The following is a 25436-nucleotide window of genomic DNA, read 5'->3' as shown; positions in this document are numbered from 1 at the left end:
AATGGAACAGAACATCACCCGGCGGTTGGCCCGCCGGGTGATAGAACCATTAGCGCACTGGTGGTGCGTACTGAATGCCGCCGTTGTTCCACAGCGCGTTCAGGCCACGGTCGATTTCCAGCGGAGTGCTCTTGCCGAGGTTTTTCTCGAAGATTTCGCCGTAGTTACCCACCTGGGAAACGATTTTCACGACCCAGTCCTTCGGCAGTTTCAGGTCCTTGCCGTACTCGCCGTCGGCACCCAGCAGACGGGCAACGTCTGGATTCTTGGTGGACTTGGCTTCTTCGAGTACGTTTTTCGAAGTGATGCCGGCTTCTTCAGCGTTGAGCAGCGCGTAGCCGACCCAGCGCACGATGGCCAGCCACTCGTCGTCGCCGTTACGCACGACCGGCCCCAGAGGTTCCTTGGAAATGGTTTCCGGCAGAACCACGTAATCCTTCGGCGAAGCCAGCTTGCTGCGCTGGGCGAACAGCTGGGACTTGTCGGAGGTCAGCACGTCGCAACGACCGGATTCCAGCGACTTGGCGCTTTCATCGGAAGTATCGAAAGTGATCGGGGTGTACTTCAGGCCGTTGGCGCGGAAGTAGTCGGAGACGTTCAGCTCGGTGGTGGTACCGGCTTGAATGCAGATGGTCGCGCCATCCAGTTCCTTGGCACTTTTCACGCCCAGCTTGTTGTTGGCCAGGAAGCCCACGCCGTCGTAGTAAGTGATGAAGCCAGGGAATTTCAGGCCCATGCCCGCGTCACGGGAGCTGGTCATGGTGGTGTTGCGCGACAGAATGTCGATCTCGCCGGACTGCAGCGCGGTGAAGCGCTCCTTGGCGTTCAACTGACTGAACTTGACCTTGGTCGCATCGCCGAACACGGCAGCGGCCACGGCACGGCAGACGTCGGCGTCGATGCCGAGAATCTTGCCGGTCGAATCCGGTACGGAGAAGCCTGGCAGACCGTCGCTCACGCCACACTGCACGAAACCTTTCTTCTGTACCGCATCCAGGGTTGCACCCGCCTGAGCGAACCCGCTGACACCCAGTACTGCAGCAGCAGTCACGATCGCCAGCGTGGATTTCAACATCTTCATTCAAACCTCCAGTTTTGCTCTTGTTGTGTCGGAGCTTGAGTCCAGTCGCACCCTTTTGAGGCGTTGTCGACCCGTGTTGGCTTTTTTTGGGGTCAACCGACGCAGGACCTTCGCTATGAGTCTAGTAGGAGACAATCCACATCATGGACAACTCACTTCTCACCAGTCGGCCGAACGGGCGGTAGCCCTTTCACATTCGCTAAGCCCGTTGCGGCCATTGGCGAACATCCATCACCGGATTCTTTGCTATCCCGTCGCCGGGCGTTCACTGATAGTGTTACCGCCAGGCGCGAGATCGATTGCACGACTACCTCATAGCAAAGCCCGTACCACACCGCTCGCTGAAGCGATTGAGCGACAGGTCAATAGCAAAACTTGCAGCCTTGCGACATCTTCTTAACGGATCAACCGGGCGCGCACCCCAATCACGCACTTAATGAGAGCGCCCGCACATTTTTGGAGCAGCCATGACCGAGCCCTTGATTCTTCAGCCTGTAAAGGCAGCCGACGCCTGCGTGATCTGGCTGCACGGCCTCGGCGCCGACCGCTATGACTTTCTGCCGGTAGCCGAGGCCTTGCAGGAAAGCCTGCTGAGCACGCGCTTCGTTTTGCCCCAGGCACCGACCCGCCCGGTGACCATAAATGGCGGATATGCCATGCCGAGCTGGTACGACATCAAGGCCATGAGCCCGGCCCGGGCCATCGACCGCGATGAGCTGGAAGCGTCCGCCGATCACGTCATCGAATTGATCGAACAGCAGCGCGCCAGCGGAATAGACGCTTCGCGGATTTTCCTGGCCGGTTTTTCCCAGGGCGGCGCCGTGGTCTACCACACTGCATTTCTGAAATGGCAGGGGCCGTTGGGGGGCGTGCTGGCGTTGTCGACCTACGCGCCGACATTCAGCGACGAACTGGAGTTGTCCGCCAGCCAGCAGCGGATTCCGGTGCTGTCGCTGCACGGCCAGTTCGACAACGTGGTGCAAAACTCCATGGGCCGTACGGCGTATGAGTATCTGAAAGCCCATGGTGTCACCGTGACATGGCAGGAATACCCAATGGAGCACGAAGTGTTACCCGAAGAAATTCGCGACATCGGCGTGTGGCTGAGCGAACGCCTGCGCTGATCGTTCGCAGCTCGATATTCCGGTGGTCGGGCCCCTTTGATCATCCCACTACGCCGCGCCCGTTTCTTGCATTACACTGGCCGGCGTACATTCCTTAACCAATTGATGAGATGACCGTGCTCAAAGCACTCAAGAAGATGTTCGGAAAAAGCGAGGCTGAGCAGCTCGCGCCAACTCCCAGTGCGCCGTCGCACGCCCCCGGCCATCGCAGCGATGCCAGACCGGCGGACCGCCAGGCTCCCGTAGCCACACCGAAACGCGAACCGGCACCCGCTGCTGTTTCAGCTCCCGCTCCAGAAAGCGCCCGCAGCGAAACACCAAAACCGGCCAGACCACGCCGCGAGCCGAAGCCCAAGGCGCCGGTCATTCCCTGGAAACTCGAAGATTTCGTCGTCGAGCCCCAGGAAGGCAAGACCCGTTTCCACGATTTCAAGCTCGCCCCGGAACTGATGCACGCCATCCACGACCTGGGTTTCCCGTATTGCACGCCGATCCAGGCCCAGGTGCTGGGTTATACCCTCGCCGGCAAAGACGCCATCGGCCGCGCCCAGACCGGCACCGGCAAGACCGCCGCGTTCCTGATCTCGATCATCACCCAGCTGCTGCAGACCCCGCCGCCGAAAGAGCGCTACATGGGCGAGCCACGGGCGCTGATCATCGCGCCGACCCGTGAGCTGGTGGTGCAGATCGCCAAGGACGCCGCCGACCTGACCAAGTACACCGGCCTCAACGTCATGACGTTCGTCGGCGGGATGGACTTCGACAAGCAGCTCAAGCACCTCGAAGCGCGCCATTGCGACATCCTCGTCGCGACCCCGGGCCGTCTGCTCGACTTCAACCAGCGCGGCGACGTGCATCTGGACATGGTCGAAGTGATGGTGCTCGACGAAGCCGACCGCATGCTCGACATGGGCTTCATCCCGCAGGTACGGCAGATCATTCGCCAGACCCCGCCGAAGAGCGAACGCCAGACCCTGCTGTTCTCCGCGACCTTCACCGATGACGTGATGAACCTCGCCAAACAGTGGACCACCGACCCTGCCATCGTCGAAATCGAAGTCACTAACGTGGCCAACGAAAACGTCGAGCAGCACATTTATGCGGTGGCCGGTGCCGACAAGTACAAACTGCTCTTCAACCTGGTCAACGACAACGGCTGGGAGCGGGTGATCGTGTTCGCCAACCGCAAGGATGAAGTACGGCGTATCGAAGAACGTCTGGTGCGCGACGGCATCAATGCCGCGCAACTGTCCGGCGACGTGCCGCAGCACAAGCGAATCAAGACGCTGGAAGGCTTCCGCGAAGGCAAGATCCGGGTGCTGGTCGCCACCGACGTGGCCGGTCGCGGCATCCACATCGACGGCATCAGCCACGTGATCAACTTCACCCTGCCGGAAGTCCCGGACGACTACGTGCACCGCATCGGCCGTACCGGTCGCGCCGGCGCTGATGGCGTATCGATCAGCTTCGCCGGTGAAGACGACTCCTATCAGTTGCCGTCCATCGAAGAAAAACTCGGTCGCAAGATCAGCTGTGAAACGCCGCCGACCCATCTGTTGCGGGCGGTTGAGCGCAAGCGTCCACAGTAAGCGACGCTATAAAGAGAAGCGCAGCCGGCAACGGACTGCGCTTTTTTTTCGCCCGGATATTGTTCAACAAAACTAAAAGTCCATAATGGACAAATTAGTTTAGAAACAACCTCCGGAGTCCGACATGTCCAGTACGCCTTACGTGATTGACCAAACCCAGGCTCGCGAGCTGTTGGCCCGGATCGATGTGCCGCAGATCCTGCGCAAGCTGTTCCGCGATCTGGCGGCCGGGCATGCGGTGCAACCGGCGCAGCAACTGGTGGAATTTCCCCAGGGCGCCGGGGACTTCATCAACTATCTCGGCGTGCTGGCGGAAGATGGCGTGTACGGGGTCAAGACTTCGCCGTATATCGTTCGCGAACAAGGCCCGCTGGTGACGGCATGGACGCTGCTGATGTCGATGCAGACCGGTCAGCCGCTGCTGCTCTGCGATGCCGGCGAGCTGACCACTGCCCGTACCGCTGCGACTACCGCCGTCGCGGTCGACGCCCTCGCCCCATCGAACGCGAAACGCCTGGCGATCATCGGCAGCGGCAAGGTCGCCCAGGCGCACCTGCAATACGTCAAGACCTTGCGCGACTGGCAGAGCATCCGCGTGTACTCGCCCACCCTGTGCGAAGACCCGAAAACCGCCAGCCTGCTGCAAGCCCTCGATCCACGGGTGAGCATCGCCGACAGCCGCGAAGCCGCCATCGCCGAAGCCGACGTCATCATGCTCTGCACCTCCTCCGCAGGACCTGTGATCGACCCGGCAACCTTGAGCAAACCGGCGCTGATCACCTCGATCAGCACCAACGCACCACGCGCTCACGAAGTGCCGCCGCAAAGCCTCAACGACATGCAGGTGTTCTGCGACTATCGTCTGACCACGCCGGGTTCGGCAGGTGAAATGCTGATCGCCAGCGAACGGCATGGCTGGGACAGCAGCGCGATCATCGGTGACCTGGCGGATCTGCTCAGCGAAAAAGTGCAGCGTCCCGATTACAACCGTCACGTGTTTTTCCGCTCCATCGGTCTGGGCCTGGAAGACATTGCCCTCGCGAATGCGGTTTATCACCTGAGCCTGTAACACCAAGCCCCCCTGTGGGAGCGGGCTTGCTCGCGAAGAGGCCGTGTCAGGCAACTTATTCAGCGAATGACACACTGCCTTCGCGAGCAAGCCCGCTCCCACATGGAGAACAGCGAACTCCTTGATATTGCGTACACACTGGAGAACTCCATGAGTCATGCAGATTTCATCATCATCGGCGGCGGGATTGCCGGCGCGTCCACCGGTTTCTGGCTGTCGCAGCACGGCACGGTCGTGGTGCTGGAACGCGAATCGCACCCGGCCTATCACTCCACCGGGCGCTCGGCTGCGCTGTTCACCGCGGCTTACGGCACGCCGCAGGTTCGGGCGCTGACCCAGGCCAGTCGGGCGTTTTTCGATCACCCGCCCAGCGGCTTCTGTGAACACCCGCTGCTGACTCCACGCGGCGAAATGACCGTGGACTTCACCGGCGATGCCGCCGAGCTGAACAATCAATACCTCAGCGCCAAGGCCACGGTGCCGCAGATGCAACTGCTCAGCGCGGAAGAAGCCTGCGCCCGGCTGCCGATCCTGCGTCGGGAAAAGGTCCACGGTGCGATCTATGACCCCACCGCCAGCGACATCGACACCGACGCCCTGCACCAAGGCTATCTGCGCGGTATCCGTCGCAACAACGGGCAAGTCCTGACGGACTGCGAGGTGCTCGGGCTGAACCGTGATGCCGACAGCATCTGGCAAGTGCAAACCAACGGCCAGACCTTCAGCGCTCCCGTCGTGATCAACGCAGCAGGCGCCTGGGCCGACAAAATCGGTGCCCTTGCGGGCGCCCGGCCGCTGGGCCTGCAACCGAAACGCCGCGCCGCGTTCATCTTCGCCGGCCCCGAAGGCGTGGACATTCATCACTGGCCGATGCTGGTCAGCCTCGACGAATCGTTCTACATGAAGCCTGACGCCGGGATGTTCCTCGGCTCGCCGGCCAACGCCGATCCGGTCGAACCACATGACGTGCAACCCGAAGAACTCGACATCGCCATGGGCATCTACCAGATCGAAGAAGCGACGACCCTGACCATCCGCCGCCCGACCCGCACCTGGGCCGGCCTGCGCAGTTTCGTCGCCGATGGCGATTTGTTGTCCGGATTCGATCCGCAGGTGCCGGGGCTGTTCTGGGTCGCGGCCCAGGGTGGCTACGGTATTCAGACCTCACCGGCCATGGGCATGGCCAGCGCGGCGCTGGTACGCGGTGAATCGTTGCCGGAGCACCTCAAGCAGTTCGGCCTGGACGCCGCCATGCTCGCCCCTGCCCGCCTGGCCTGAGCCCTTGCCCGGATGACGCGCCCAACGGATTGCGGCACACTCGCAACGCCCCCGGATCACGGGGGCGTTGACGTTGCCTGGAGCTCCACAGTTATGACCGCCCCCGAACTATCTTCCGAGCTGAATGACGCCGCGCTGGATAACTACCACGCCATCGCCGACGCCATCGCCACCCTGTTCTTTCCCCACGCCGAAGTGGTGCTGCATGACCTGCGCACACAGAAGGTCGACTACATCGCCAACAACCTGTCGAAGCGGGTGATCGGCGATGAATCGTCGCTGGAAGACATGCTCAGCGACGACGTCAGCGAACGAAACATCGGCCCGTACGAAAAGCTCAACTGGGACGGCCAGAAGATTCGCAGTCTGAGTACCGTGCTGCGCGACAGCGAAGGGCGTCCGCTGGCGGTGCTTTGCATCAACCTGAATATTTCGCTGTTCGAGAACGCCAAGGCTGCACTGGATCTGTTCCTCTCGCCGAGCAAGCTGATCCCGCAACCGGACTCGCTGTTTCGCGATGACTGGCAGGAGCGGATCAATACTTTCCTGCACGCCTGGCTGCGCGAGCGGCAACTGAGCCTGAATCTGCTGACCCGCGACCACAAACGTGAACTGGTGCTGGCGCTGCACGCCGAGGGGGCGTTCAAGGGCAAGAGTGCCTCAAACTATGTGGCCAATGTGCTGAACATGGGGCGGGCGACGGTGTACAAGCATTTGAAGGAATTGAAGGGCTGAAACCGTGCAGCCTGCGAAGGCTGCACGGTTTTCAACATCAGTCGCCGTAGATGTCCGACTTGAAGTACTTCTCGGAAATTTTCTGGTATTCGCCACTGGCGCGAATACCGTCGATGGCAGTGTTCAACTGGCTGACCAGTTCGGTGTTGCCTTTGCGCACCGCGATCCCGGCGCCCTCGCCCACGTACTTCGGATCCTTCAGCTCAGGCCCGACAAAGGCGTAACCCTTGCCACGCGGCATCGACAGGAAGTCGTTCAGCGGGATGGTGTCGGCGAAAATCGCGTCGAGACGCCCGGCCGCCAGGTCCATGTAGATTTCTTCGTTGTTGCCATAGCGTTTGACGTTGATGCCCTTGGGCTCGAACACCTCGGTGGCGTAACGGTCGGTGGTGGTCGCACGCTGCACGCCGACGGTCTTGCCCTTGAGGCTGGCGTACTGGTCATCGACGCTCGCGCCTTCCTTCATCACCAGCCGCGATGAGGTGAAATAGTACTTGTGGGTGAAGTCCACGGACTTCTTGCGATCCTCGTTGATGGTCATGGACGACAGCGCCATGTCGATTTTCTTCACTTTCAGGGAAGGAATCAGACCGTCGAACTCGCCCTCGACCCACACGCACTTGACCTGCATCTGCGCACACAGGGCATTGCCGATGTCGTAGTCGAAACCGACGATTTCACCCTTGTCGGTTTTCGAAGCGAAGGGCGGATAGGCCGCTTCGATACCGATGCGCAGGGTTTTCTCGGCTGCAAACACGCTGCTGCACGCCAACAGGCTCAGCGCCAGACCGGTGATGAGGGGGAGTTTCTTCATGTTCGTTCTCTCGCGGGTTGTTGTTGGTTTGGCAAGACAGAAGAAAGAGCTGAAACGGGAAAAACTTTATTTGTACTTGTAAATCCATACTGGACTTTTACGTACAAGCCGTCAATTGGGCAAAAGAGATTGCTTCCTGCTGTTGGTCAGGTGGGCAATCCATAGCATTTTCGGTGTTGCGGATGGCGCCTTCGCGAGCAAGCCCGCTCCCACATTGGAATGCATTTCCCTGTGGGAGCGGGCTTGCTCGCGAAGAGGGCCGGGAGTACAGCGCAAAATCTACTGCTTCCAGCGATCCGCCGCCGCATGATCGCTGTCACGCCCTTCAACCCAGCGCGGGCCGTCGCTGGTGTTCTCTTTCTTCCAGAACGGCGCGCGGGTCTTCAGGTAATCCATGACAAAGGCGCAGGCGTCGAATGCCGCCTGACGGTGGGCACTGGCGGCGCCGACGAACACGATCGGTTCGCCCGGCTCCAGCGCGCCGATGCGGTGTAACACTTCCAGCTTCAACAACGGCCAGCGCTGCTCGGCCTCCATGGCGATCTTGCCGAGGGCCTTTTCGGTCATGCCCGGATAGTGCTCAAGGAACATCCCGGCGACATCGAGGCCATCGTTGAAGTCGCGTACGTAACCGACAAAGCTCACCACCGCGCCGACGCCGACATTGGCCGCGTGCATCGCGTTGACTTCAGCGCCGGGGTCGAACGCCGTGGACTGCACCCGAATCGCCATGGTTCAGCCTCCGGTCACAGTGGGGAAAAACGCCACTTCATCGCCATCGACCACCGGTTCGTCGAGCTGGCAAAGGTCTTCGTTGCGCGCGCACATCAGGTTCTGTTCGCTCAGCACCTCGGCGCCGTCACGCTTGGCGAGCAAGGCGCGTACGTCTTCCACCGTCGCAAAATCGCCCTCGACCTTCACCGAATCCACACCCAGGGCCTCGCGGTAACGGGCAAAAAACCTCACGGTCAGGTTCATGGCTGCTCCGCCTGGAAGTGCCCGCTCTTGCCGCCGACTTTCTCCAGCAGGCGCACGCTTTCGATGGTCATGCCGCGATCCACGGCCTTGCACATGTCGTAGATCGTCAGCGCGGCGACACTGGCGGCAGTCAGCGCTTCCATCTCGACACCGGTCTGCCCGGACAGCTTGCAACGGGCCACGATGCGCACCGCGTCGTCGCCTTCCGCACTGAGTTCAACCTTGACGCCAGTGAGCATCAGCGGATGGCACAGGGGAATCAGGTCACTGGTTTTCTTCGCCGCCTGAATGCCGGCGATGCGCGCCACGGCGAACACGTCGCCCTTGGGATGGCCGCCGCTGACGATCATCTGCAGGGTGTCGGGCAGCATGCGCACCAGGGCTTGGGCCGTCGCCTCGCGGAACGTCACGGCTTTTTCGGTGACGTCGACCATGTTGGCGCGACCTTGGGAATCGAGATGAGTCAGCACGGGATTACTCCTGATCAGGAGCGTCGATTGTAAACCTGGGGGTCAGAATTGCGCACATAAAAAACCGGGCGACGTCGCCGTCGCCCGGTTCCATTTGGCGGGTTACAGATGGGATTCGGCGTATTCGGCCAGAATCGAACGCGGCACCCCTTGCAGGGTGATGTGCACACCGTTGGGGAAATCCTTGAAACGTTCGGTCAGGTAGGTCAGCCCGGAACTGGTCGCGGACAGGTATGGGGTGTCGATCTGTGCCAGGTTGCCCAGGCACACCACTTTGGAACCGGCGCCGGCCCGGGTAATGATGGTTTTCATCTGGTGCGGCGTGAGGTTCTGGCATTCGTCGATCAGGATCAGGCTCTGCTGGAAGCTGCGACCGCGAATGTAGTTAAGCGATTTGAACTGCAGCGGCACTTTGCTGAGGATGTAGTCGACGCTGCCATGGGTGTTTTCGTCATCCATGTGCAAGGCTTCGAGGTTGTCGGTAATGGCGCCCAGCCAGGGCTCCATTTTTTCCGCTTCGGTGCCGGGCAGGAAGCCGATTTCCTGGTCCAGGCCCTGTACGCTGCGGGTGGCGATGATACGGCGATAACGCTTGCTGACCATGGTCTGCTCGATCGCAGCCGCCAGCGCCAGGATGGTCTTGCCGGAACCGGCGGCGCCGGACAGGTTGACCAGGTGAATGTCCGGGTCGAGCAAGGCGTACAGCGCCAGGCTCTGATAGATGTCACGCGGCTTGAGGCCCCAGGCTTCCTGATGCAACAGCGGTTCCTGGTGCAGATCCAGAATCAGCAGGCGGTCTTCTTCGATCTCCTTGATCCAGCCGACGAAGCCTTGCTCATCGATGATGAACTCGTTGATGTGCACGGCCGGCAGGTTGTCGATCAACTGCACCTGGTGCCAGGTGCGGCCATGGTCCTGACGGGTTTCGACCTTGCTCACGCGGTCCCAGAAGGAACCGGTCATGTTGTGATAACCGTTGGGCAGCAGGGACACGTCATCGACCAGCTGGTCGGTGCTGTAGTCCTCGGCGTCGATCCCGCAGGCGCGCGCCTTGAGACGCATATTGATGTCTTTGGTGACCAGCACCACCGGTTTTTTAGGATCGCGGGTGTGCAGATCGATCAACTGATTGATGATTTTGTTGTCGTTCAGGTGCTCGGGCAGAATCAGGTTCGATTCGGCCTGTTTGCTCATCAGAATTGACAGCAAGCCCTTCGGCCCGCTCTTGCCGCGCTGGATCGGTACCCCTTGCTCGACGTCTTCGGGCGAGGCATCGCCCAACGTCTTGTCGATCAGCCGGATCGCCTGACGGCATTCGGCGGCCACGCTGTGATGCCCGCTCTTGAGCTTGTCCAGCTCTTCAAGCACGGTCATCGGGATCGCGACGTGGTGTTCTTCGAAATTCAGCAGGGCATTCGGATCGTGAATCAGTACGTTGGTATCGAGTACATAAAGGATTGGCTGGTTGGAAGAAGGGCTACGTCCGTGATCATCCATACTCGGTCACCTTTGTGGGAGCCATTCGACGCAATACCTGGGCGGTGCTGCGCCTCGAAGTGACTGCCGAATCCACCTGCACAGCTTTTGTCGGGATAGCAGGTGAACCGCACACAAAATGGGTCTTGGAAGACGCCACCTGTGTTGCAGGTTTCGGCGGTCTGACTTCGTAATACTCCAAAACCCGTGACAGAAAAAAGCACTTTGACGCTTTTTTGAAGTTTATTTTGCAAAGTGACGAAAAGCCCTTGGCGGACTGCCCTGCCCCCGTTAGAGTCGGAAGTCCGCCTGCATCGAATTTTGCAAAAAATTCACCCCAAGCCCAATGTTTCCGGGCTCTTGCCGTTTGTCAGCGAAAAGCGTCCTGACAGTCTTCCCAGCCGATGCCGCTTTGCGCGGTCTGCGTGATCAGCCACGGCAACGCAGTCTTCACCGCATCCTGCTTCATGTTGAAATTGATCACCCCGTGCCGCCACAGCAGCATCAGGGTCAGCACCCGCTGCGCGCTCGGATTGCCCTTGAGCTTGCCGGCACCGTCCTGTGCATCGATGTCCCAGAGCGCCACTTGCAGGCCCTGATTGTGGAAGAAACTGCCCGCATCGCTGCGACGCTGGCCTTCTGGCGGTCGGAACAGCGGCACGTAGTTCTCCGGCAACTTGCTCTTGACCAGATCGGCACTGCGCCGCACCGAGTCCTGCCAGTCCTGCCAGTGGCTGTGGGAGCGGAATTCCCAGCCTTGCACGCCGACGCACTGCCTGGAAAACGCCACTTGCAGACTGCTCACCGAACGCTCGTTCAACCGCGCCTGAATATCTTTGCCCAACATGAAGAACGTTCCACTCATGTTCGATTTGCGCAGGTATTCGGCGAGCCATTCAGTGTTGTCCGGCATCAGGTTGGCGGCACTGTCGAAGCTCAACAGGAACAACCGGTCATGCATCTCGTCGCCATTCCGCTCGTAGTCACCAAAATGATCGACTTCGCTGGTGGTCTGCGGTGACAGCGCCGCCTTGCGCAGCAGTTCATCCAGGTACTGCTGATGGAAGATCCGGCTCGGCTCGGCCCACTTGGTGTAATAGCTTTCATCGCTGACCACAAACTTGGCCGCCTGCTCGCGCAGGGTCGGCAGATCTTCGACGAGGAAGCAGAAGGAAGCGTCCTGATCGCAGCTCTGCTGGGCGTAGTTGTAGCTGGTCAGCAAACGCTGCCACAGACGCTCGCGCAGGCTGTTGATTGCGTCCAGGTTGACCGTGCGCAGCCCCAGACGCTGGGCCAGCGCGGCCTCATCCAGCGCTTCGCTGCCCAGCAGGCCCCGGGCGAACATCAGGACTTCCGCCCGAGAGGCGACGTCGAACAGGGTCGGGTTGTCGAGTTTCTCCGGCCAGGTGCTGCGATCCAGCGTGGCGATATCGCCCGGTGCCGCCATGGCCCCGACGCTCAACAGCCACGCGGTGAAAAAAAGAACAATGCGCAAAGGGTGTCTCCATAACAAAACCCGCGCGGCACTATAGCCGATCCGGCTCGTAAACCGCCGATCACCTATGGACGCGATAGCTGGAGTCATGCGCCCCAACCCCCTAGAATCGCCCCCACGATTAAAGGAGACGACTTCATGCTGATGGTGATTTCCCCCGCCAAGACCCTCGATTATGAAACACCGCCGGCGACCCAGCGCTTCACCCAGCCGCAATACCTTGACCATTCCCAGGAGCTGATCCAGCAGTTGCGCGAACTGAGCCCGGCGCAGATCAGCGAACTGATGCACGTCTCCGACAAGATCGGCGGCCTGAACGCCGCGCGTTTCGGCAGCTGGACACCGGCGTTCACGCCGGAAAACGCCAAGCAGGCGCTTCTGGCCTTCAAGGGCGACGTCTACACCGGGCTCGACGCCCAGAGCTTCAGCGAAGCCGATTTCGACTACGCGCAACAGCACCTGCGCATGCTCTCCGGCCTTTACGGCCTGCTGCGCCCGCTCGATCTGATGCAGCCGTATCGCCTGGAAATGGGCACCAGACTGGCCAACGCCCGGGGCAAGGACTTGTACGCCTTCTGGGGCACACGCATCAGCGAATGGCTGAACGAAGCGCTGGCCGATCAGGGCGACGACGTGCTGCTGAACCTGGCGTCCAACGAGTACTTCTCGGCGGTCAAGCGCACGGCCCTGAACGCGCGGATCATCAACACCGAGTTCAAGGACCTGAAGAACGGCCAGTACAAGATCATCAGCTTCTACGCCAAGAAAGCCCGAGGCCTGATGAGCCGCTTCGTGATCCAGGAACGCATCAACGATCCGGCGGCCCTCAAACAGTTCGATGTGCAGGGTTATCGCTACAGCGCCGAACAGTCCAAACCGGACAATCTGGTGTTTCTGCGCGATCACGCACCCGAATAAAGCATGCCCATTGCACGACTCTTTATAGAGAGAGTCGTGCACCTCGCACGACGTCAAAAAAACCTCCCTCCTTTTCGCCGATTTATTGGCGCCATAAAAACAGCACCCTCATTTCTATCTTTTCTTTCACTCGACAGATGTCATTTTTTTCAGTAGTGGCACCTGATTTTTTTCAGAGTAGTGGCACAAAACTATCTAACGCGATTATCTGCCTATTAATAAAGGGCGAAATGGAAAGTGCTATCAATATGAAAGCAGTGCCATCTTTCTCAATATTTCAAGAAATTTCAGAATTCGCGATGGGCGGACTGGAACTATGTCCAAATGCATAGCTCATACCACCGGTAACGATTATCGCCGAGCTTGTACGAGATAACTTACTCAGAGGCCGAAACCATGTAACCAAGTTGTCACAGCAACTTGCCTGCATGGATAACAACTCTGGACAACTATCGAAGGACAGGAGATACGCACCATCAATATCCCCTACAAGGCCAAGGCCGCGCCCTTATAAACGTGCTCGCCTGAGCACCCAACCGCCCGATCTACAGGCCTGCGCCTGACATCGGGCGCGCAAAACGAGATTGCACAAGAGTCCTCTTGCCAGAGGATCAGCTGCATAACGGGGCACGTCACAACAACAAGGCCTGGTTGCGCACATCTTGAGTGCACTTATTTAGACACTCGAAACTTAGTATGCCTGCACACGGCATTGTGACGCCTGCAAGTCACACTTTCGAGTGCACTAAAACCGCTGAACACCATTAACTCCGGCCCTCTAACGGCCTGATATATACAGAGGTAATTGCGATGCGCATCAGCATATTTGGTTTGGGTTACGTCGGCGCAGTGTGTGCCGGTTGCCTGTCTGCACGGGGCCATGACGTGGTTGGCGTCGATGTTGCCAAAGACAAGATCGACATGATCAACGCTGGCAAATCCCCCATTGTCGAACCGGGCCTGGGCGAGTTGCTGGCGCAAGGGATCGAGACCGGTCGTCTGCGCGGTACGACCAACTTCGCCGAGGCGATTCGTGACACCGATCTGTCGATGATCTGCGTCGGCACGCCGAGCAAGAAGAACGGCGACCTGGAGCTGAACTACATCGAAGCGGTGTGCCGCGAGATCGGTTTTGTCCTGCGTGAAAAATCCACCCGCCACACCATCGTGGTGCGCAGCACCGTTCTGCCGGGCACCGTGGCAAACGTTGTCATCCCGATCCTCGAAGACTGCTCCGGCAAGAAGGCCGGCGTCGATTTCGGCGTGGCGGTCAACCCTGAGTTCCTGCGTGAGTCCACCGCGATCGCCGACTACGACCTGCCACCGATGACCGTCATCGGCGAGTTCGACAAGGCCTCGGGTGACGTTCTGCAATCGCTGTACGAAGAGCTCGACGCACCGATCATCCGCAAGGACATCGCCGTCGCCGAGATGATCAAGTACACCTGCAACGTCTGGCACGCGACCAAAGTGACCTTCGCCAACGAGATCGGCAACATCGCCAAAGCGGTGGGCGTCGATGGCCGTGAAGTGATGGACGTGGTCTGCCAGGACAAGACCCTCAACCTGTCCCAGTACTACATGCGTCCGGGCTTCGCTTTCGGCGGTTCGTGCCTGCCCAAAGACGTGCGCGCCCTGACCTACCGCGCCGGCTCCCTGGACGTCGAAGCGCCACTGCTCAACTCGCTGATGCGCAGCAACGAATCGCAAGTGCAGAACGCCTTCGACATCGTTGAAAGCCATGACAAACGCAAAGTCGCCCTGCTGGGCCTGAGCTTCAAGGCCGGCACCGACGACCTGCGCGAAAGCCCGCTGGTGGAATTGGCCGAGATGCTGATCGGCAAGGGTTACGACCTGAGCATCTACGACAGCAACGTCCAGTACGCCCGTGTCCACGGTGCGAACAAGGATTACATCGAGTCGAAGATCCCCCACGTGTCGTCCCTGCTCAATGCGGACTTCGATTCGGTGATCGACAACTCCGACGTGATCATCCTCGGCAACCGCGACGAGAAGTTCCGCGCCCTGGCCGAAGAAGCGCCGCACGGCAAGCAGGTGATCGACCTGGTGGGCTTCATGTCCAAGGCCACCAGTGCCGGTAGCCGCACCGAAGGGATCTGCTGGTAACGCAGCAGCAAGCCTCGAGCTTCAGGCCGCACGCCGTGAATCGGCGGGCGGCTTGAAGCCCCCATCACCTTCGGATGACGGTCATGTCCAAGCTCACACATTTTTTTCTGCAATCCGCCGGCTGGCTTTTGTTTCTGAGCCTGCTGATGGGCCTGGCCCTGATGCTGCCCGTGTCCACATTCGACTCCGAGTCGAAGGACTTCATTTTCCTGATTGGCGCCGTGGGTATCTGGCGCTACTCGATGGGTGCCACGCACTTTGTGCGCGGCATGATTTTTCTCTACATCGTCTACCCGCACCTGCGCCGCAAGGTTCGCAAGCTGGGTAAGGCGGCGGACCCGTCCCATGTGTTTCTGATGGTCACCAGTTTTCGCATCGACGCGTTGACCACCGCGCAGGTCTACAGCTCGGTGATCCGCGAAGCCATCGACTGCGAACTGCCGACCACCGTGGTCTGCTCCATCGTCGAAATGTCCGACGAGCTGCTGGTCAAGGCGCTGTGGGCACGGATGAATCCACCGGACCGGGTCAAACTCGACTTCGTGCGCATTCCCGGCACCGGCAAACGCGATGGCCTGGCTTATGGCTTCCGTGCGATCTCCCGTCACCTGCCGGACGACCGCGCCGTGGTTGCCGTTATCGACGGCGACACCGTGCTCGGCGAAGGCGTGGTACGCAAGACCGTGCCGTGGTTCCAGATGTTCGGCAACGTCGGCGGCCTGACCACCAACGAATTCTGCGAAGTGCGCGGCGGCTACATCATGAGCGAGTGGCACAAGCTGCGTTTCGCCCAGCGCCACATCAACATGTGCTCGATGGCCCTGTCCAAGCGCGTGCTGACCATGACCGGCCGGATGTCGGTGTTCCGAGCTTCCGTAGTCACCAACCCGGACTTCATCGCCGACGTCGAAAGCGACTCGCTGCAACACTGGCGCCTGGGCCGTTTCAAGTTCCTGACCGGCGACGACAAGTCGAGCTGGTTCAGCCTGATGCGCCTGGGCTACGACACCTTCTACGTGCCGGACGCCGCGATCAACACCGTTGAACACCCGCCGGAAAAGAGCTTCATCAAGGCCAGTCGCAAACTGATGTTCCGCTGGTACGGCAACAACCTGCGGCAGAACTCCCGGGCGCTGGGCCTGGGTGTGAAACGCCTCGGCGCCTTTACCTCGGTGGTGCTGTTCGACCAGCGCGTATCGATGTGGACCTCGCTGCTCGGCCTGACCGTAGCGATCATCGCCAGCTTCAAGTACGGCGGCGCGTTCATCCTCGCGTACCTGCTGTGGATCGGCATCACCCGCCTGATTCTGACGCTGCTGCTGTCGTGCTCCGGCCACCGTATCGGCCCGGCCTACCCGGTGATTCTCTATTACAACCAGATCGTCGGCGCGCTGGTGAAGATCTACGTGTTCTTCCGCCTCGACCAACAATCCTGGACTCGCCAGCCCACTTCCCTGACCCGTGATCTCGCCAGCTTTCAACGTTGGTTCAACACCTGGTCGTCTCGGACCATGACCTTCTCCGCCGGCAGCATTTTCGTCGCCGTGCTGCTGATGATGGTCTGACCTGCCCCTCTTGAATTAACAAGGAAATCGCCCCCATGAATACCGCCGTCAACGTCAACGTAGTGCATGAATCCGAAGCCCAGCGTCAGCACGCCCGAGTGAAAATCCCGGCCAAACTGCGATTCTTCGGCCCTGACCGCACACCGGTCGAAGCGCGGGTCATCGACCTGTCCGCCGGTGGTCTGGCGTTCAACGCCGGGCAACTGCCACTGACCGTCGGCCAGGTGTACAAGGCGCGCCTGCAATTCGTCATCGACAACCTCGGCATCGCCATGGATGTTGAACTGCAAGTGCGTTCCTACGACCGCCAGACCGGCCGCGCCGGCTGCCAGTTCCAGAACCTCGAACCGCAGGACATTTCCACCCTGCGCCACCTGATCACTTCGCACCTGGCCGGCGACATCGTCACCATCGGCGAAGTGCTGGCAACCCTGCAGCGCGACAACTTCACCAAGGCGCGCAAGGCCAAGGACGGCGGCCACGGCATGACCCCGTTCGGGCGTCTGAAAGCCGTGACCTTCAGTGCCGGTATCTTCGCGATCGGCCTCGTGGCGGCGGGTTTCGTTTTCAAATCGGTGTACAGCATGTACTTCGTCAGCCACGCGCAGGCCGGCCTGGTCAGCGTGCCGGGGATGAACATCACCATGCCTCGCGACGGCACCGTGCAGAGCCTGGTGAAGTCCGACGGCGTCGCCGCCAAGGGCGCACCGCTGGCGACTTTCAGCACCAGCATGCTCGACGTGCTCAAGGGCCATCTGGATGAAGACCAGTTGCAACCGGCCAAGGTTGAAGAACTGTTCGGCAAGCAAATGACCGGCACCCTCACCTCGCCGTGCGATTGCACCGTGGCTCAGCAACTGGTGGCTGACGGTCAATACGCGAGCAAGGGCGATGTGATCTTCACCCTGGTACCGCGCAACACCCAGGCCACCGTCGATGCACGCTTCTCCTATCGCCAGTTCGGCGACGTGCGCCCGGGTACACCCGTGAGCTTCCAGATCGCCGGCGAAGACAAGACCCGCACCGGCAAGATCATCAGCAGCACCAGCCTGAAAAGCGCTGACCTGTCCTCCGATATCCGCGTGCAGATCCAGCCGGACGAGCCGCTGGACAGCACCTTTGCCGGCCGTCCGGTGGAAGTGAACAGCGACCGTGGCCCGAACCTGAACTGGCTGATCGACAAAGCCATGGCTGCCGGTCTTTAAGTCGAGGACATGCCTGTGACTACTCCTACTCTTTTGAACACGCCGCAGCCCTTGTGGGAGCGGGCTTGCTCGCGAATGCGGTTCAACATTCAGAATCAGTGTGGGCTGACACACCGCCTTCGCGAGCAAGCCCGCTCCCACATGGGTCCTCTGTGTGCAGTTGCATTAGCAGTGTCTCTGGCCGGTTGCGCCGGCCTGCCCGACCAGCGTCTGGCCAACGAAGCGCTCAAGCGCGGTGACACCGCGACCGCCGCGCAGAACTACCGTGCGCTGGCCGACCTGGGTTACAGCGAAGCCCAGGTCGGCCTCGCCGACATCCAGGTCGACAGCCGCGACCCGGAACAGATGAAACAGGCCGAAGCCACCTACCGCGCCGCCGCCAGTGTTTCGCCGCGCGCCCAGGCCCGACTCGGTCGCTTGCTGGTGGCCAAGCCCGGCTCCACCGAAGCCGAACATCACGAGGCCGAAACCCTGCTGAAGAAAGCCGCCGCCAGTGGCGAAGGCAACACGCTGATCCCGCTCGCGATGCTGTACCTGCAATACCCGCACAGTTTCCCGAACATCAACGCCCAGCAGCAGATCGACCAGTGGCGCAAGTCGGGCTATCCGGAAGCGGGTCTGGCGCAGGTGCTGCTGTATCGCACCCAGGGCACTTACGACCAACATCTGGATGACGTGGAAAAGATCTGCAAGGCCGCGCTCCACACCACCGACATCTGCTACGTCGAACTGGCCACGGTCTATCAGAAACGTGCCCAGCCAGACCAGCAAGCCGAGCTGATCAAGCAAATGCAGGCCGCTTACAGCCGCGGCAGCGTCACGGCCCAGCGTGTGGACTCCGTTGCCCGTGTGCTTGCCGATTCGACCCTCGGCAAGACCGACGAAAAGACTGCACAGGCGCTGCTCGAGCCGATCGCTCCGGGCTACCCGGCATCGTGGGTGACGCTGGCGCAATTGCTCTACGACTTCCCGGAACTGGGCGACGTCGATCAGATGATGAAGTACCTGGACAACGGCCGCGCCGCCGACCAGCCCCGTGCCGAACTGTTGCTGGGCAAGCTCTACTACGAAGGCAAACTGGTACCGGCCGACGCGAAAGTCGCCGAGGAACATTTCCAGAAAGCCGTTGGCCGCGAAGTCGCCGCCGACTACTACCTGGGCCAGATCTACCGCCGTGGCTACCTGGGCAAGGTCTATCCGCAGAAGGCTCTCGACCACCTGCTGACCGCTGCGCGCAACGGCCAGAACAGCGCCGACTTCGCCATCGCCCAGCTGTTTTCCCAGGGCAAGGGCACCAAACCCGATCCGCTCAACGCCTACGTGTTCAGCCAACTGGCCAAGGCGCAAAACACCCCGCAAGCCGATGAGCTGGCGACCACCCTCGCGGCGCAATTGCCCCCCGAGCGCCTGGCCGAAGCCCAGCGCCTGTTGCAACAGGAACAGGCCAGCCGTGGCGCCCTGAACCCGAACGCAATGCAACTGCACGCCCTGCAAGAAGAAGACGGCGAGGAAAAATTATGAAGTTGAATCCATTCGTGAAGGCTGGCATTGGCCTTTCGTTCGCGCTGATCTGGTCTTGCCCGACACTGGCCGCGATGACCGAAACCAAGAACTTCGGCCTCGAAGTGAAAATCACCGGCCAGTCCGAAGACGACCGCGACCTCGGCACCGCCCCGGGTGGCGACGTCAACGGTGTGGGCCTGGATCTGCGCCCCTGGGTCTACGGCGAAAGCGGCGCCTGGAGCGCCTACGCCATGGGTCAGGCCGTGACCTCGACCGACATCATCGAGACCGACACCCTGCAACAGTCCGACGGCGCCGAAACCACCGACAACGGCGACCGCAAAACCAAGAAAAACTACCTGGCGATGCGCGAGTTCTGGGTCGGTTACAGCGGCCTGACGCCCTACCCCGGCGAGATCCTCAAGTTCGGTCGCCAGCGCCTGCGCAACGACGACGGCCAGTGGCGCGACACCAATATCGAAGCGCTGAACTGGACCTTCGACACCACCCTGCTGCGTGCCAATGCCGGTGTCGCCGAGCGCTTCAGCGAATACCGCACCGATCTGAAAGAGCTGGCACCGAAAGACAAGGATCGCCTGCACGCCTACGCCGATGCGGCGTATCAGTGGACACCGGGCAACTGGGTCGGCATACGCGGCCACCACACCCACGATGACGGCAAACTCGATTACGCCGAACCGGGCGTGCCCCGCGACACCCTCGACAAAACCCAGAACGGCGACATCAGCTGGCTCGGTCTGACCGCCGACAGCGACGCCTACAACTGGCGCAACACCAACACCGTCAACTACTGGGGCAGCATCACCGGCATGAGCGGCGACCGCGACACGGTCAACCCGCTGAACGCCGATGGCACCCGCCCGGCACAGGCCAAGCGCAGCGAAGACATCAACGGCTGGGCCACCGACATCGGCGTGCGCCTGCGCCTCGATCCTCAGTGGCAGGTCGGTGCGGCCTATGCCCGCGCCAGTGCCGATTACCAACAGAACGGCCTGGAAAGCAACCGCTCGAACTACACCGGCACCCGCTCGCGGGTGCACCGTTTCGGCGAGGCTTTCCGTGGCGAAATGAACAACATGCAGACCGCCACCCTGTTCGGCTCCTGGATGCTCAACGACCAGTACGACGCCAGCCTGATCTACCACAAGTTCTGGCGCGTGGACGGCAACAAACCGGTGGGCAGCAACGGCATCAACGCTGTGGAAAACAACACCGACGACGTCACTGGCGCGATCCTTTCCAGCACCTCCCTGCCACTGCAGGACGGCAACAAGGATCTGGGCCAGGAAATGGATCTGGTGGTCACCAAGTACTTCAAGCAGGGCCTGCTGCCGGCGGCGCTGAGCCAGTCGATCGACGAGCCTTCGGCGCTGGTGCGTTTGCGTGGCGGTGTGTTCAAGCCGGGTGATGCCTATGGCAGCCAGGTCGATTCGTATATGCACCGCGCGTTCATCGACGTGATCTGGCGCTTCTGATGCAAACCGCGAAGGGAGTGCCCGACATGAACAACCCAAGGAAAGGCTCGCTCAGCCTGTTGGCCGGCGCCCTGTTGCTGGCCTCGACTGGCGCCTTCGCCACGGTCGAACCGGCGGCCCCTCAGCCAGGCAAGCCGGTCACCATCGCCAAGGAACTGCAACAGGCCAAGACCTACACCGTCAGCAGCGCCCCGACCGAGGCGCTGGAACTGACCAAGCCGAAACTGCCCGACCTCTCCGGCTTCACCGCCGAGGCCGCTGCCGCGAAAATCGTGCGCAGCAAACCGGGCAAGATCAGCGTGCGCCGGATGATGCAGGAAGACGCCCTGAAGGACTTCATCGGCGGCGACAACAAGATGGCCGAATGGGTGGTGCGTCAGCACGGCATCCCGCAGGCGATCTTCGTCGACGACGGCTACATGAACCTGAAGGACCTGGCGCAGAAACTGCCCAAGCAGTACTTCAGCGAAACCTCTCCGGGCGTGTATCTGGCCAAATTGCCCATCGTCGTGGGCCGTAAAGGCATCCTCGAAATCGATGGCCAGACCCAGGAACTGCGCCTGTCGCAAGAGGCCGGTTCGTTTCTGGTCAACGACGGTCAGTTGTTTGTGCGTGACACCAAAGTCACTGGCTGGCGCGAGAAGGACAACGGCCCGGCGACCTTCCGTTCGCCGAAGGAATTCCGCCCGTTTCTGCTGGCCTGGGGCGGCACCGAGACTTACATCGTCAACAGCAAGATGGCCAGCTTCGGCTACGCCAACAGTAAGTCGTACGGGGTGAGTATTTCCCAGTACACGCCGAACATGGCCAAGGTGCTCAAGCGTCCCGAGCCGACCGGCTGGATCGTCGGTTCCGAGTTCTCGGACATGTGGTACGGCTTCTACTGCTACGAGACCCGCGACTTTGTGGTCAAGGGCAACACCTACAAGGACAACATCGTCTACGGCATCGACCCCCACGACCGTTCCCACGGCCTGATCATTGCCGAGAACACCGTCCATGGGACGAAGAAGAAGCACGGGATCATCATTTCCCGTGAGGTGAACGACAGCTTCATCTTCAACAACAAGAGTTTCGACAACCACCTCTCGGGACTGGTGATCGACCGTAACAGCGTGAACAACATCGTCGCCTACAACGAGATCTACAAGAACCACACCGACGGCATCACGCTTTACGAGTCCGCCGACAACCTGCTGTGGGGCAACAAGGTCATCAGCAACAAGCGCCACGGCATCCGCATTCGTAACAGCGTGAACATCCGCCTTTACGAAAACATCGCCATGGCCAACGGCCTGACCGGTGTCTACGGCCACATCAAGGACCTGACCGATACCGACCGCGACATCAAGCTCGACCCGTTCGACGCCCAGGTTTCGCTGATCGTGGTCGGCGGAGAACTGGCGGCCAACGGCAGCGGCCCGATGGCCATCGACTCGCCGCTGAGCGTCGAGTTGTACCGCGTGTCGATGCTGGCGCCGACCAAATCCAGCGGCATCAGCTTCAACGGCGTCCTGGGTGACCGTCAGGATGAAATTCTCGACCTGCTGGTGCGCCAGCAGAAAGCCGTGCTGATCGACCCTGTCGAACGCCAGACCGAAATGCGGGACTGAGGATAATTTTATGCACCCACACCTGATCAAATTACTCAGCCTGTCGGCCCTGACCGTAGGCGTTCTGGCGGCCAGCAACGGCGTGCGCGCGGATGAAGTCCAGCCGCCGAAGTTCACGGCCGAACCCTGCTGCAGTCTGTGCCCCGCCGCCCATGACGCGAAGAACTACACCACGCGCTATCAGCAGAACTTCACCACACTGGTGCAGGCCCAGGGCGATTGGTTGTTCCGGACCCAGGAAGACCTGCGCACCGAGTTCAACACCACCCCGGCCGGCTACAAACGCCTGCAACAGCTGCACGATGCGTTCAAGGCCAAAGGTGTCGAACTGGTGATCGTCTACCAGCCGACCCGTGGCCTGGTGAACCGCAACAAGCTCAATCCGGCAGAAAAAGCCGCGTTCGATTACGAGAAAGCGCTGGGCAACTACAAGACCATGCTCGGCCGTTTCGCCCAAATGGGTTACGTGGTGCCGGACCTGTCGCCACTGACCAACGAATCGCTGCCGGACACCCTGCCCGCCCACGACTTCTACTTCCGTGGCGACCAGCACTGGACGCCGTACGGTGCGCAGCGCACGGCAAAAATCGTCGCCGAGAAGGTCAAGCAGATCCCGGCCTTCGCCGACATTCCCAAGCGTGAGTTCGAGACCAAACGCTCCGGGCGCATGGGCAAGACCGGCACCCTGCACAACATGGCCGGGCAACTGTGCGGCACCAGTTACGCGATCCAGTACATGGACCAGTTCACCACCGAGCCGAAAGGTGAAGCCGGTGACGGCGATCTGTTCGGCGATTCCGGCAACCCGCAGATCACCCTCGTAGGGACCTCCCACAGCGGCAAGAACTACAACTTCGCAGGCTTCCTCGAAGAAGCCATCGGCGCCGACATCCTCAACGTTGCCTTCCCCGGCGGCGGTCTGGAAGGTTCGATGCTGCAGTACCTGGGCAGCGACGAATTCCAGAAGACGCCGCCGAAAATCCTTATCTGGGAATTCTCGCCGCTGTATCGCCTCGACCAGGAAACCATCTACCGCCAGATGATGGCGCTGCTGGATAACGGTTGCGAAGGCAAGGAAACCCAAATGTCCGCCAGCACCACGCTCAAGCCCGGCGGCAAACAGGAACTGCTGGTCAACAGCAAGAACCTGAACCTGCAGAACAGCGGCCATCAGGTCGACATCCGCTTCGCCGATACCTCGGTGAAAAAACTGCAAGCCACCCTCTGGTACATGAACGGTCGCCACGAGGACATCAAGATCGAGAAACCGGAAACCTCCGACACCGACGGTCGTTTCGCCTTTGAATTGCGCACGGACGAAGACTGGGCCTCGCAGAACCTGCTGGCCGTCGAAGTCCAGGGTCCGGATGCGGGCACCGCGCCACAGAAAGTCGAAGCGAAAATCTGCAAACGCAACGTATTCCCGGGTGCTGGGCAACAAACTGCTCAGGTCGGGCAATGAGGTCTGCCATGCGAAACCGAACGATCAAACACCTGCTTGCGCCTTCCCTGCTGACACTGGCGATGTTCGCCGGGGCCACTCAGGCCGCCGCGCCATTGCGTCCGCCTCAGGGCTACTTCGCCGCTGTGGATAAATTCAAGACCGGCGACAAGAGCGAAGGCTGTGACGCGATGCCGGCGCCCTACACCGGCCCGCTACAATTTCGCAGCAAATACGAAGGCTCGGACAAGGCTCGCGCGACGCTGAACGTGCAGTCGGAAAAAGCCTTCCGCGACACCACCAAAGACATCACCACGCTGGAGCGCGGCACCGCCAAACGGGTGATGCAGTTCATGCGCGACGGTCGTCCGGAACAGCTCGATTGCACGCTCAACTGGTTGACGGCGTGGGCCAAGGCCGATGCGTTGATGTCCAAGGACTTCAACCACACCGGCAAGTCGATGCGCAAATGGGCGCTGGGCAGCATGGCCTCTTCGTACATTCGCCTGAAGTTCTCCGACTCCCATCCACTGGCGCAGCATCAGCAGGAAGCGCAGGTGATCGAAGCCTGGTTCAGCAAAATGGCCGATCAGGTGGTCAGCGACTGGGACAACCTGCCGCTGGAAAAAACCAACAACCATTCGTACTGGGCGGCGTGGTCAGTGATGGCGACGTCCATCGCCACCAACCGCCGCGACCTGTTCGATTGGGCGGTCAAGGAATACAAGGTCGGCGTCAACCAGATCGATGCCGACGGTTACCTGCCCAACGAACTCAAGCGCCAGCAACGCGCCCTCGCCTACCACAACTACGCCCTGCCGCCGCTGGCGATGATCGCCAGTTTTGCCCAGGTCAACGGTGTGGATCTGCGTCAGGAAAACAACGGCGCGCTGAAGCGTCTGGGTGACCGGGTGCTGGCCGGGGTGAAAGACCCGGATCAGTTCGAGAAGAAGAACGGCAAGAAACAGGACATGACCGATCTGAAAGAGGACATGAAATTCGCCTGGCTCGAACCGTTCTGCACCCTCTACACCTGTTCGCCGGATGTGCTGGAGAAGAAGCACGGGATGCAGCCGTTCAAGACCTTCCGACTGGGTGGCGACCTGACCAAGGTCTACGACCCGTCCCATGAAAAGGGCAACAAGGGATCGTGAAAAGCGAAAGGCAAAAGCCCCTCACCCTAACCCTCCCGAAACGTCGGACCGCCCGGAGGGAGAGGGGACTGACCGAGGTGCTTTTGAGAGATCCGCCGACCTGAGCTACCGAGTGGTTCTCAGGTTTTGAAAGCGATCGAAACAAGGGGCCATTGGCTGCAATAGGAAAGACCGAGCCGATCTCAATTTTGGCAACAACCGAGATCAGGCTCCCTCTCCCTCCGGGAGAGGGCGGGGGGTGAGGGCTACGGTCGCAAGGCCACCCACAACCTTCGAAGAAACACCGTTTCACCCCTCCAACACCA

Annotated in this window: 21 protein-coding genes; 14 read left to right on the top strand and 7 right to left on the bottom strand. The window is 60.6% G+C overall.

Features of this window, described 5'->3' with window-relative positions:
• Positions 1-49: 49 nt before the first annotated feature.
• Entirely contained in the window at positions 50-1081 is a 1032-nt protein-coding gene (locus ACSPX5_RS28830) for an amino acid ABC transporter substrate-binding protein (RefSeq protein WP_085729714.1), read from the bottom strand.
• Positions 1082-1548: 467 nt separating this feature from the next.
• Between ACSPX5_RS28830 and ACSPX5_RS28825 the strand changes: the two genes are divergently transcribed.
• The 5 genes from ACSPX5_RS28825 to ACSPX5_RS28805 all read left to right on the top strand — a co-directional run bounded on the left by ACSPX5_RS28825 (position 1549) and on the right by ACSPX5_RS28805 (position 6876).
• On the top strand, positions 1549-2205 hold the full coding sequence (locus ACSPX5_RS28825) for an alpha/beta hydrolase (RefSeq protein WP_169428967.1): 657 nt from the start codon (positions 1549-1551) through the stop codon (positions 2203-2205).
• A gap of 110 nt (positions 2206-2315) precedes the next feature.
• Positions 2316-3794, top strand: a complete 1479-nt coding sequence (gene rhlB / locus ACSPX5_RS28820) for an ATP-dependent RNA helicase RhlB (protein WP_323159977.1) — start codon at positions 2316-2318, stop codon at positions 3792-3794.
• Positions 3795-3918: 124 nt separating this feature from the next.
• Positions 3919-4863 carry an ornithine cyclodeaminase family protein gene (locus ACSPX5_RS28815; protein ID WP_323159978.1) on the top strand — a complete coding sequence of 315 codons (945 nt, stop codon included), beginning with the start codon at positions 3919-3921 and terminating at the stop codon, positions 4861-4863.
• Positions 4864-5013: 150 nt separating this feature from the next.
• Positions 5014-6141, top strand: coding sequence for an NAD(P)/FAD-dependent oxidoreductase (locus ACSPX5_RS28810; RefSeq protein WP_169428964.1), 1128 nt, complete (start codon positions 5014-5016; stop codon positions 6139-6141).
• 93 nt (positions 6142-6234) lie between these two features.
• A complete protein-coding gene (locus ACSPX5_RS28805; RefSeq protein WP_169428963.1) occupies positions 6235-6876 on the top strand; it encodes a helix-turn-helix transcriptional regulator in 642 nt (213 codons plus the stop codon).
• Positions 6877-6913: 37 nt separating this feature from the next.
• Here the strand turns inward: ACSPX5_RS28805 and ACSPX5_RS28800 are convergent, their stop codons facing one another.
• From ACSPX5_RS28800 to ACSPX5_RS28775, 6 genes are all read right to left on the bottom strand, one after another.
• Entirely contained in the window at positions 6914-7690 is a 777-nt protein-coding gene (locus tag ACSPX5_RS28800) for an ABC transporter substrate-binding protein (RefSeq protein WP_169428962.1), read from the bottom strand.
• A gap of 279 nt (positions 7691-7969) precedes the next feature.
• On the bottom strand, positions 7970-8422 hold the full coding sequence (moaE, locus tag ACSPX5_RS28795) for a molybdopterin synthase catalytic subunit MoaE (RefSeq protein WP_169428961.1): 453 nt from the start codon (positions 8420-8422) through the stop codon (positions 7970-7972).
• A gap of 3 nt (positions 8423-8425) precedes the next feature.
• A complete protein-coding gene (gene moaD / locus ACSPX5_RS28790) occupies positions 8426-8668 on the bottom strand; it encodes a molybdopterin converting factor subunit 1 (RefSeq protein WP_207865325.1) in 243 nt (80 codons plus the stop codon).
• Entirely contained in the window at positions 8665-9138 is a 474-nt protein-coding gene (moaC, locus tag ACSPX5_RS28785; RefSeq protein ID WP_007957321.1) for a cyclic pyranopterin monophosphate synthase MoaC, read from the bottom strand. The genes moaD and moaC overlap by 4 nt, the downstream gene beginning before the upstream one ends.
• Positions 9139-9240: 102 nt before the next feature.
• Entirely contained in the window at positions 9241-10635 is a 1395-nt protein-coding gene (locus tag ACSPX5_RS28780; protein ID WP_085729706.1) for a PhoH family protein, read from the bottom strand.
• 349 nt (positions 10636-10984) lie between these two features.
• Positions 10985-12061 carry a polysaccharide deacetylase family protein gene (locus ACSPX5_RS28775; protein ID WP_169432596.1) on the bottom strand — a complete coding sequence of 359 codons (1077 nt, stop codon included), beginning with the start codon at positions 12059-12061 and terminating at the stop codon, positions 10985-10987.
• A gap of 186 nt (positions 12062-12247) precedes the next feature.
• Here ACSPX5_RS28775 and yaaA point away from each other — a divergent pair, with 186 nt between their 5' ends.
• The 9 genes from yaaA to ACSPX5_RS28730 all read left to right on the top strand — a co-directional run bounded on the left by yaaA (position 12248) and on the right by ACSPX5_RS28730 (position 25131).
• Positions 12248-13027, top strand: a complete 780-nt coding sequence (gene yaaA, locus ACSPX5_RS28770; RefSeq protein ID WP_207865324.1) for a peroxide stress protein YaaA — start codon at positions 12248-12250, stop codon at positions 13025-13027.
• A gap of 810 nt (positions 13028-13837) precedes the next feature.
• On the top strand, positions 13838-15154 hold the full coding sequence (locus tag ACSPX5_RS28765) for a nucleotide sugar dehydrogenase (protein WP_169428959.1): 1317 nt from the start codon (positions 13838-13840) through the stop codon (positions 15152-15154).
• An 83-nt stretch (positions 15155-15237) separates the two neighbouring features.
• Entirely contained in the window at positions 15238-16719 is a 1482-nt protein-coding gene (alg8, locus tag ACSPX5_RS28760; RefSeq protein WP_169428958.1) for a mannuronan synthase, read from the top strand.
• Positions 16720-16754: 35 nt separating this feature from the next.
• Positions 16755-17924: an alginate biosynthesis protein Alg44 gene (locus tag ACSPX5_RS28755; RefSeq protein WP_207865323.1), complete on the top strand. Its 1170-nt coding sequence runs from the start codon at positions 16755-16757 to the stop codon at positions 17922-17924.
• Positions 17925-17939: 15 nt separating this feature from the next.
• Positions 17940-19445 (top strand): alginate biosynthesis TPR repeat lipoprotein AlgK, encoded by a 1506-nt coding sequence (gene algK, locus ACSPX5_RS28750; RefSeq protein WP_169428956.1) that lies wholly within the window; start codon positions 17940-17942, stop codon positions 19443-19445.
• Positions 19442-20923 carry an alginate export family protein gene (locus tag ACSPX5_RS28745; protein ID WP_169428955.1) on the top strand — a complete coding sequence of 494 codons (1482 nt, stop codon included), beginning with the start codon at positions 19442-19444 and terminating at the stop codon, positions 20921-20923. Before algK ends, ACSPX5_RS28745 begins: the two co-directional genes overlap by 4 nt.
• Before the next feature lie 26 nt (positions 20924-20949).
• Positions 20950-22536, top strand: coding sequence for a mannuronan 5-epimerase AlgG (algG, locus tag ACSPX5_RS28740; protein WP_439820727.1), 1587 nt, complete (start codon positions 20950-20952; stop codon positions 22534-22536).
• Between the two features lie 10 nt (positions 22537-22546).
• Positions 22547-23998 carry an alginate O-acetyltransferase gene (locus tag ACSPX5_RS28735; RefSeq protein WP_439820726.1) on the top strand — a complete coding sequence of 484 codons (1452 nt, stop codon included), beginning with the start codon at positions 22547-22549 and terminating at the stop codon, positions 23996-23998.
• Between the two features lie 8 nt (positions 23999-24006).
• Complete coding sequence (locus tag ACSPX5_RS28730; protein ID WP_439820725.1) at positions 24007-25131, top strand: mannuronate-specific alginate lyase; 1125 nt, start codon at positions 24007-24009, stop codon at positions 25129-25131.
• Positions 25132-25436: the final 305 nt, after the last annotated feature.

Source organism: Pseudomonas sp. HLG18, assembly GCF_051903985.1.
GTDB classification, from domain to species: Bacteria; Pseudomonadota; Gammaproteobacteria; order Pseudomonadales; family Pseudomonadaceae; genus Aquipseudomonas; species Aquipseudomonas fluorescens_BT.
Note: the sequence above shows the minus strand (reverse complement) of the source record. Positions and strands in the feature narration are given on the sequence as shown.

Coding starts and splice junctions, on each gene's coding strand:
- rhlB (WP_323159977.1), top strand. CDS start 2,316: ATGACCGTGCTCAAAGCACTCAAGAAGATGTTCGGAAAAAGCGAGGCT.
- alg8 (WP_169428958.1), top strand. CDS start 15,238: ATGTCCAAGCTCACACATTTTTTTCTGCAATCCGCCGGCTGGCTTTTG.
- ACSPX5_RS28805 (WP_169428963.1), top strand. CDS start 6,235: ATGACCGCCCCCGAACTATCTTCCGAGCTGAATGACGCCGCGCTGGAT.
- ACSPX5_RS28780 (WP_085729706.1), bottom strand. CDS start 10,635: ATGGATGATCACGGACGTAGCCCTTCTTCCAACCAGCCAATCCTTTAT.
- ACSPX5_RS28745 (WP_169428955.1), top strand. CDS start 19,442: ATGAAGTTGAATCCATTCGTGAAGGCTGGCATTGGCCTTTCGTTCGCG.
- ACSPX5_RS28815 (WP_323159978.1), top strand. CDS start 3,919: ATGTCCAGTACGCCTTACGTGATTGACCAAACCCAGGCTCGCGAGCTG.
- ACSPX5_RS28735 (WP_439820726.1), top strand. CDS start 22,547: ATGCACCCACACCTGATCAAATTACTCAGCCTGTCGGCCCTGACCGTA.
- moaE (WP_169428961.1), bottom strand. CDS start 8,422: ATGGCGATTCGGGTGCAGTCCACGGCGTTCGACCCCGGCGCTGAAGTC.
- ACSPX5_RS28765 (WP_169428959.1), top strand. CDS start 13,838: ATGCGCATCAGCATATTTGGTTTGGGTTACGTCGGCGCAGTGTGTGCC.
- ACSPX5_RS28755 (WP_207865323.1), top strand. CDS start 16,755: ATGAATACCGCCGTCAACGTCAACGTAGTGCATGAATCCGAAGCCCAG.
- moaD (WP_207865325.1), bottom strand. CDS start 8,668: ATGAACCTGACCGTGAGGTTTTTTGCCCGTTACCGCGAGGCCCTGGGT.
- ACSPX5_RS28825 (WP_169428967.1), top strand. CDS start 1,549: ATGACCGAGCCCTTGATTCTTCAGCCTGTAAAGGCAGCCGACGCCTGC.
- ACSPX5_RS28810 (WP_169428964.1), top strand. CDS start 5,014: ATGAGTCATGCAGATTTCATCATCATCGGCGGCGGGATTGCCGGCGCG.
- ACSPX5_RS28775 (WP_169432596.1), bottom strand. CDS start 12,061: ATGGCGGCACCGGGCGATATCGCCACGCTGGATCGCAGCACCTGGCCG.
- ACSPX5_RS28800 (WP_169428962.1), bottom strand. CDS start 7,690: ATGAAGAAACTCCCCCTCATCACCGGTCTGGCGCTGAGCCTGTTGGCG.
- algG (WP_439820727.1), top strand. CDS start 20,950: ATGAACAACCCAAGGAAAGGCTCGCTCAGCCTGTTGGCCGGCGCCCTG.
- yaaA (WP_207865324.1), top strand. CDS start 12,248: ATGCTGATGGTGATTTCCCCCGCCAAGACCCTCGATTATGAAACACCG.
- ACSPX5_RS28730 (WP_439820725.1), top strand. CDS start 24,007: ATGCGAAACCGAACGATCAAACACCTGCTTGCGCCTTCCCTGCTGACA.
- ACSPX5_RS28830 (WP_085729714.1), bottom strand. CDS start 1,081: ATGAAGATGTTGAAATCCACGCTGGCGATCGTGACTGCTGCTGCAGTA.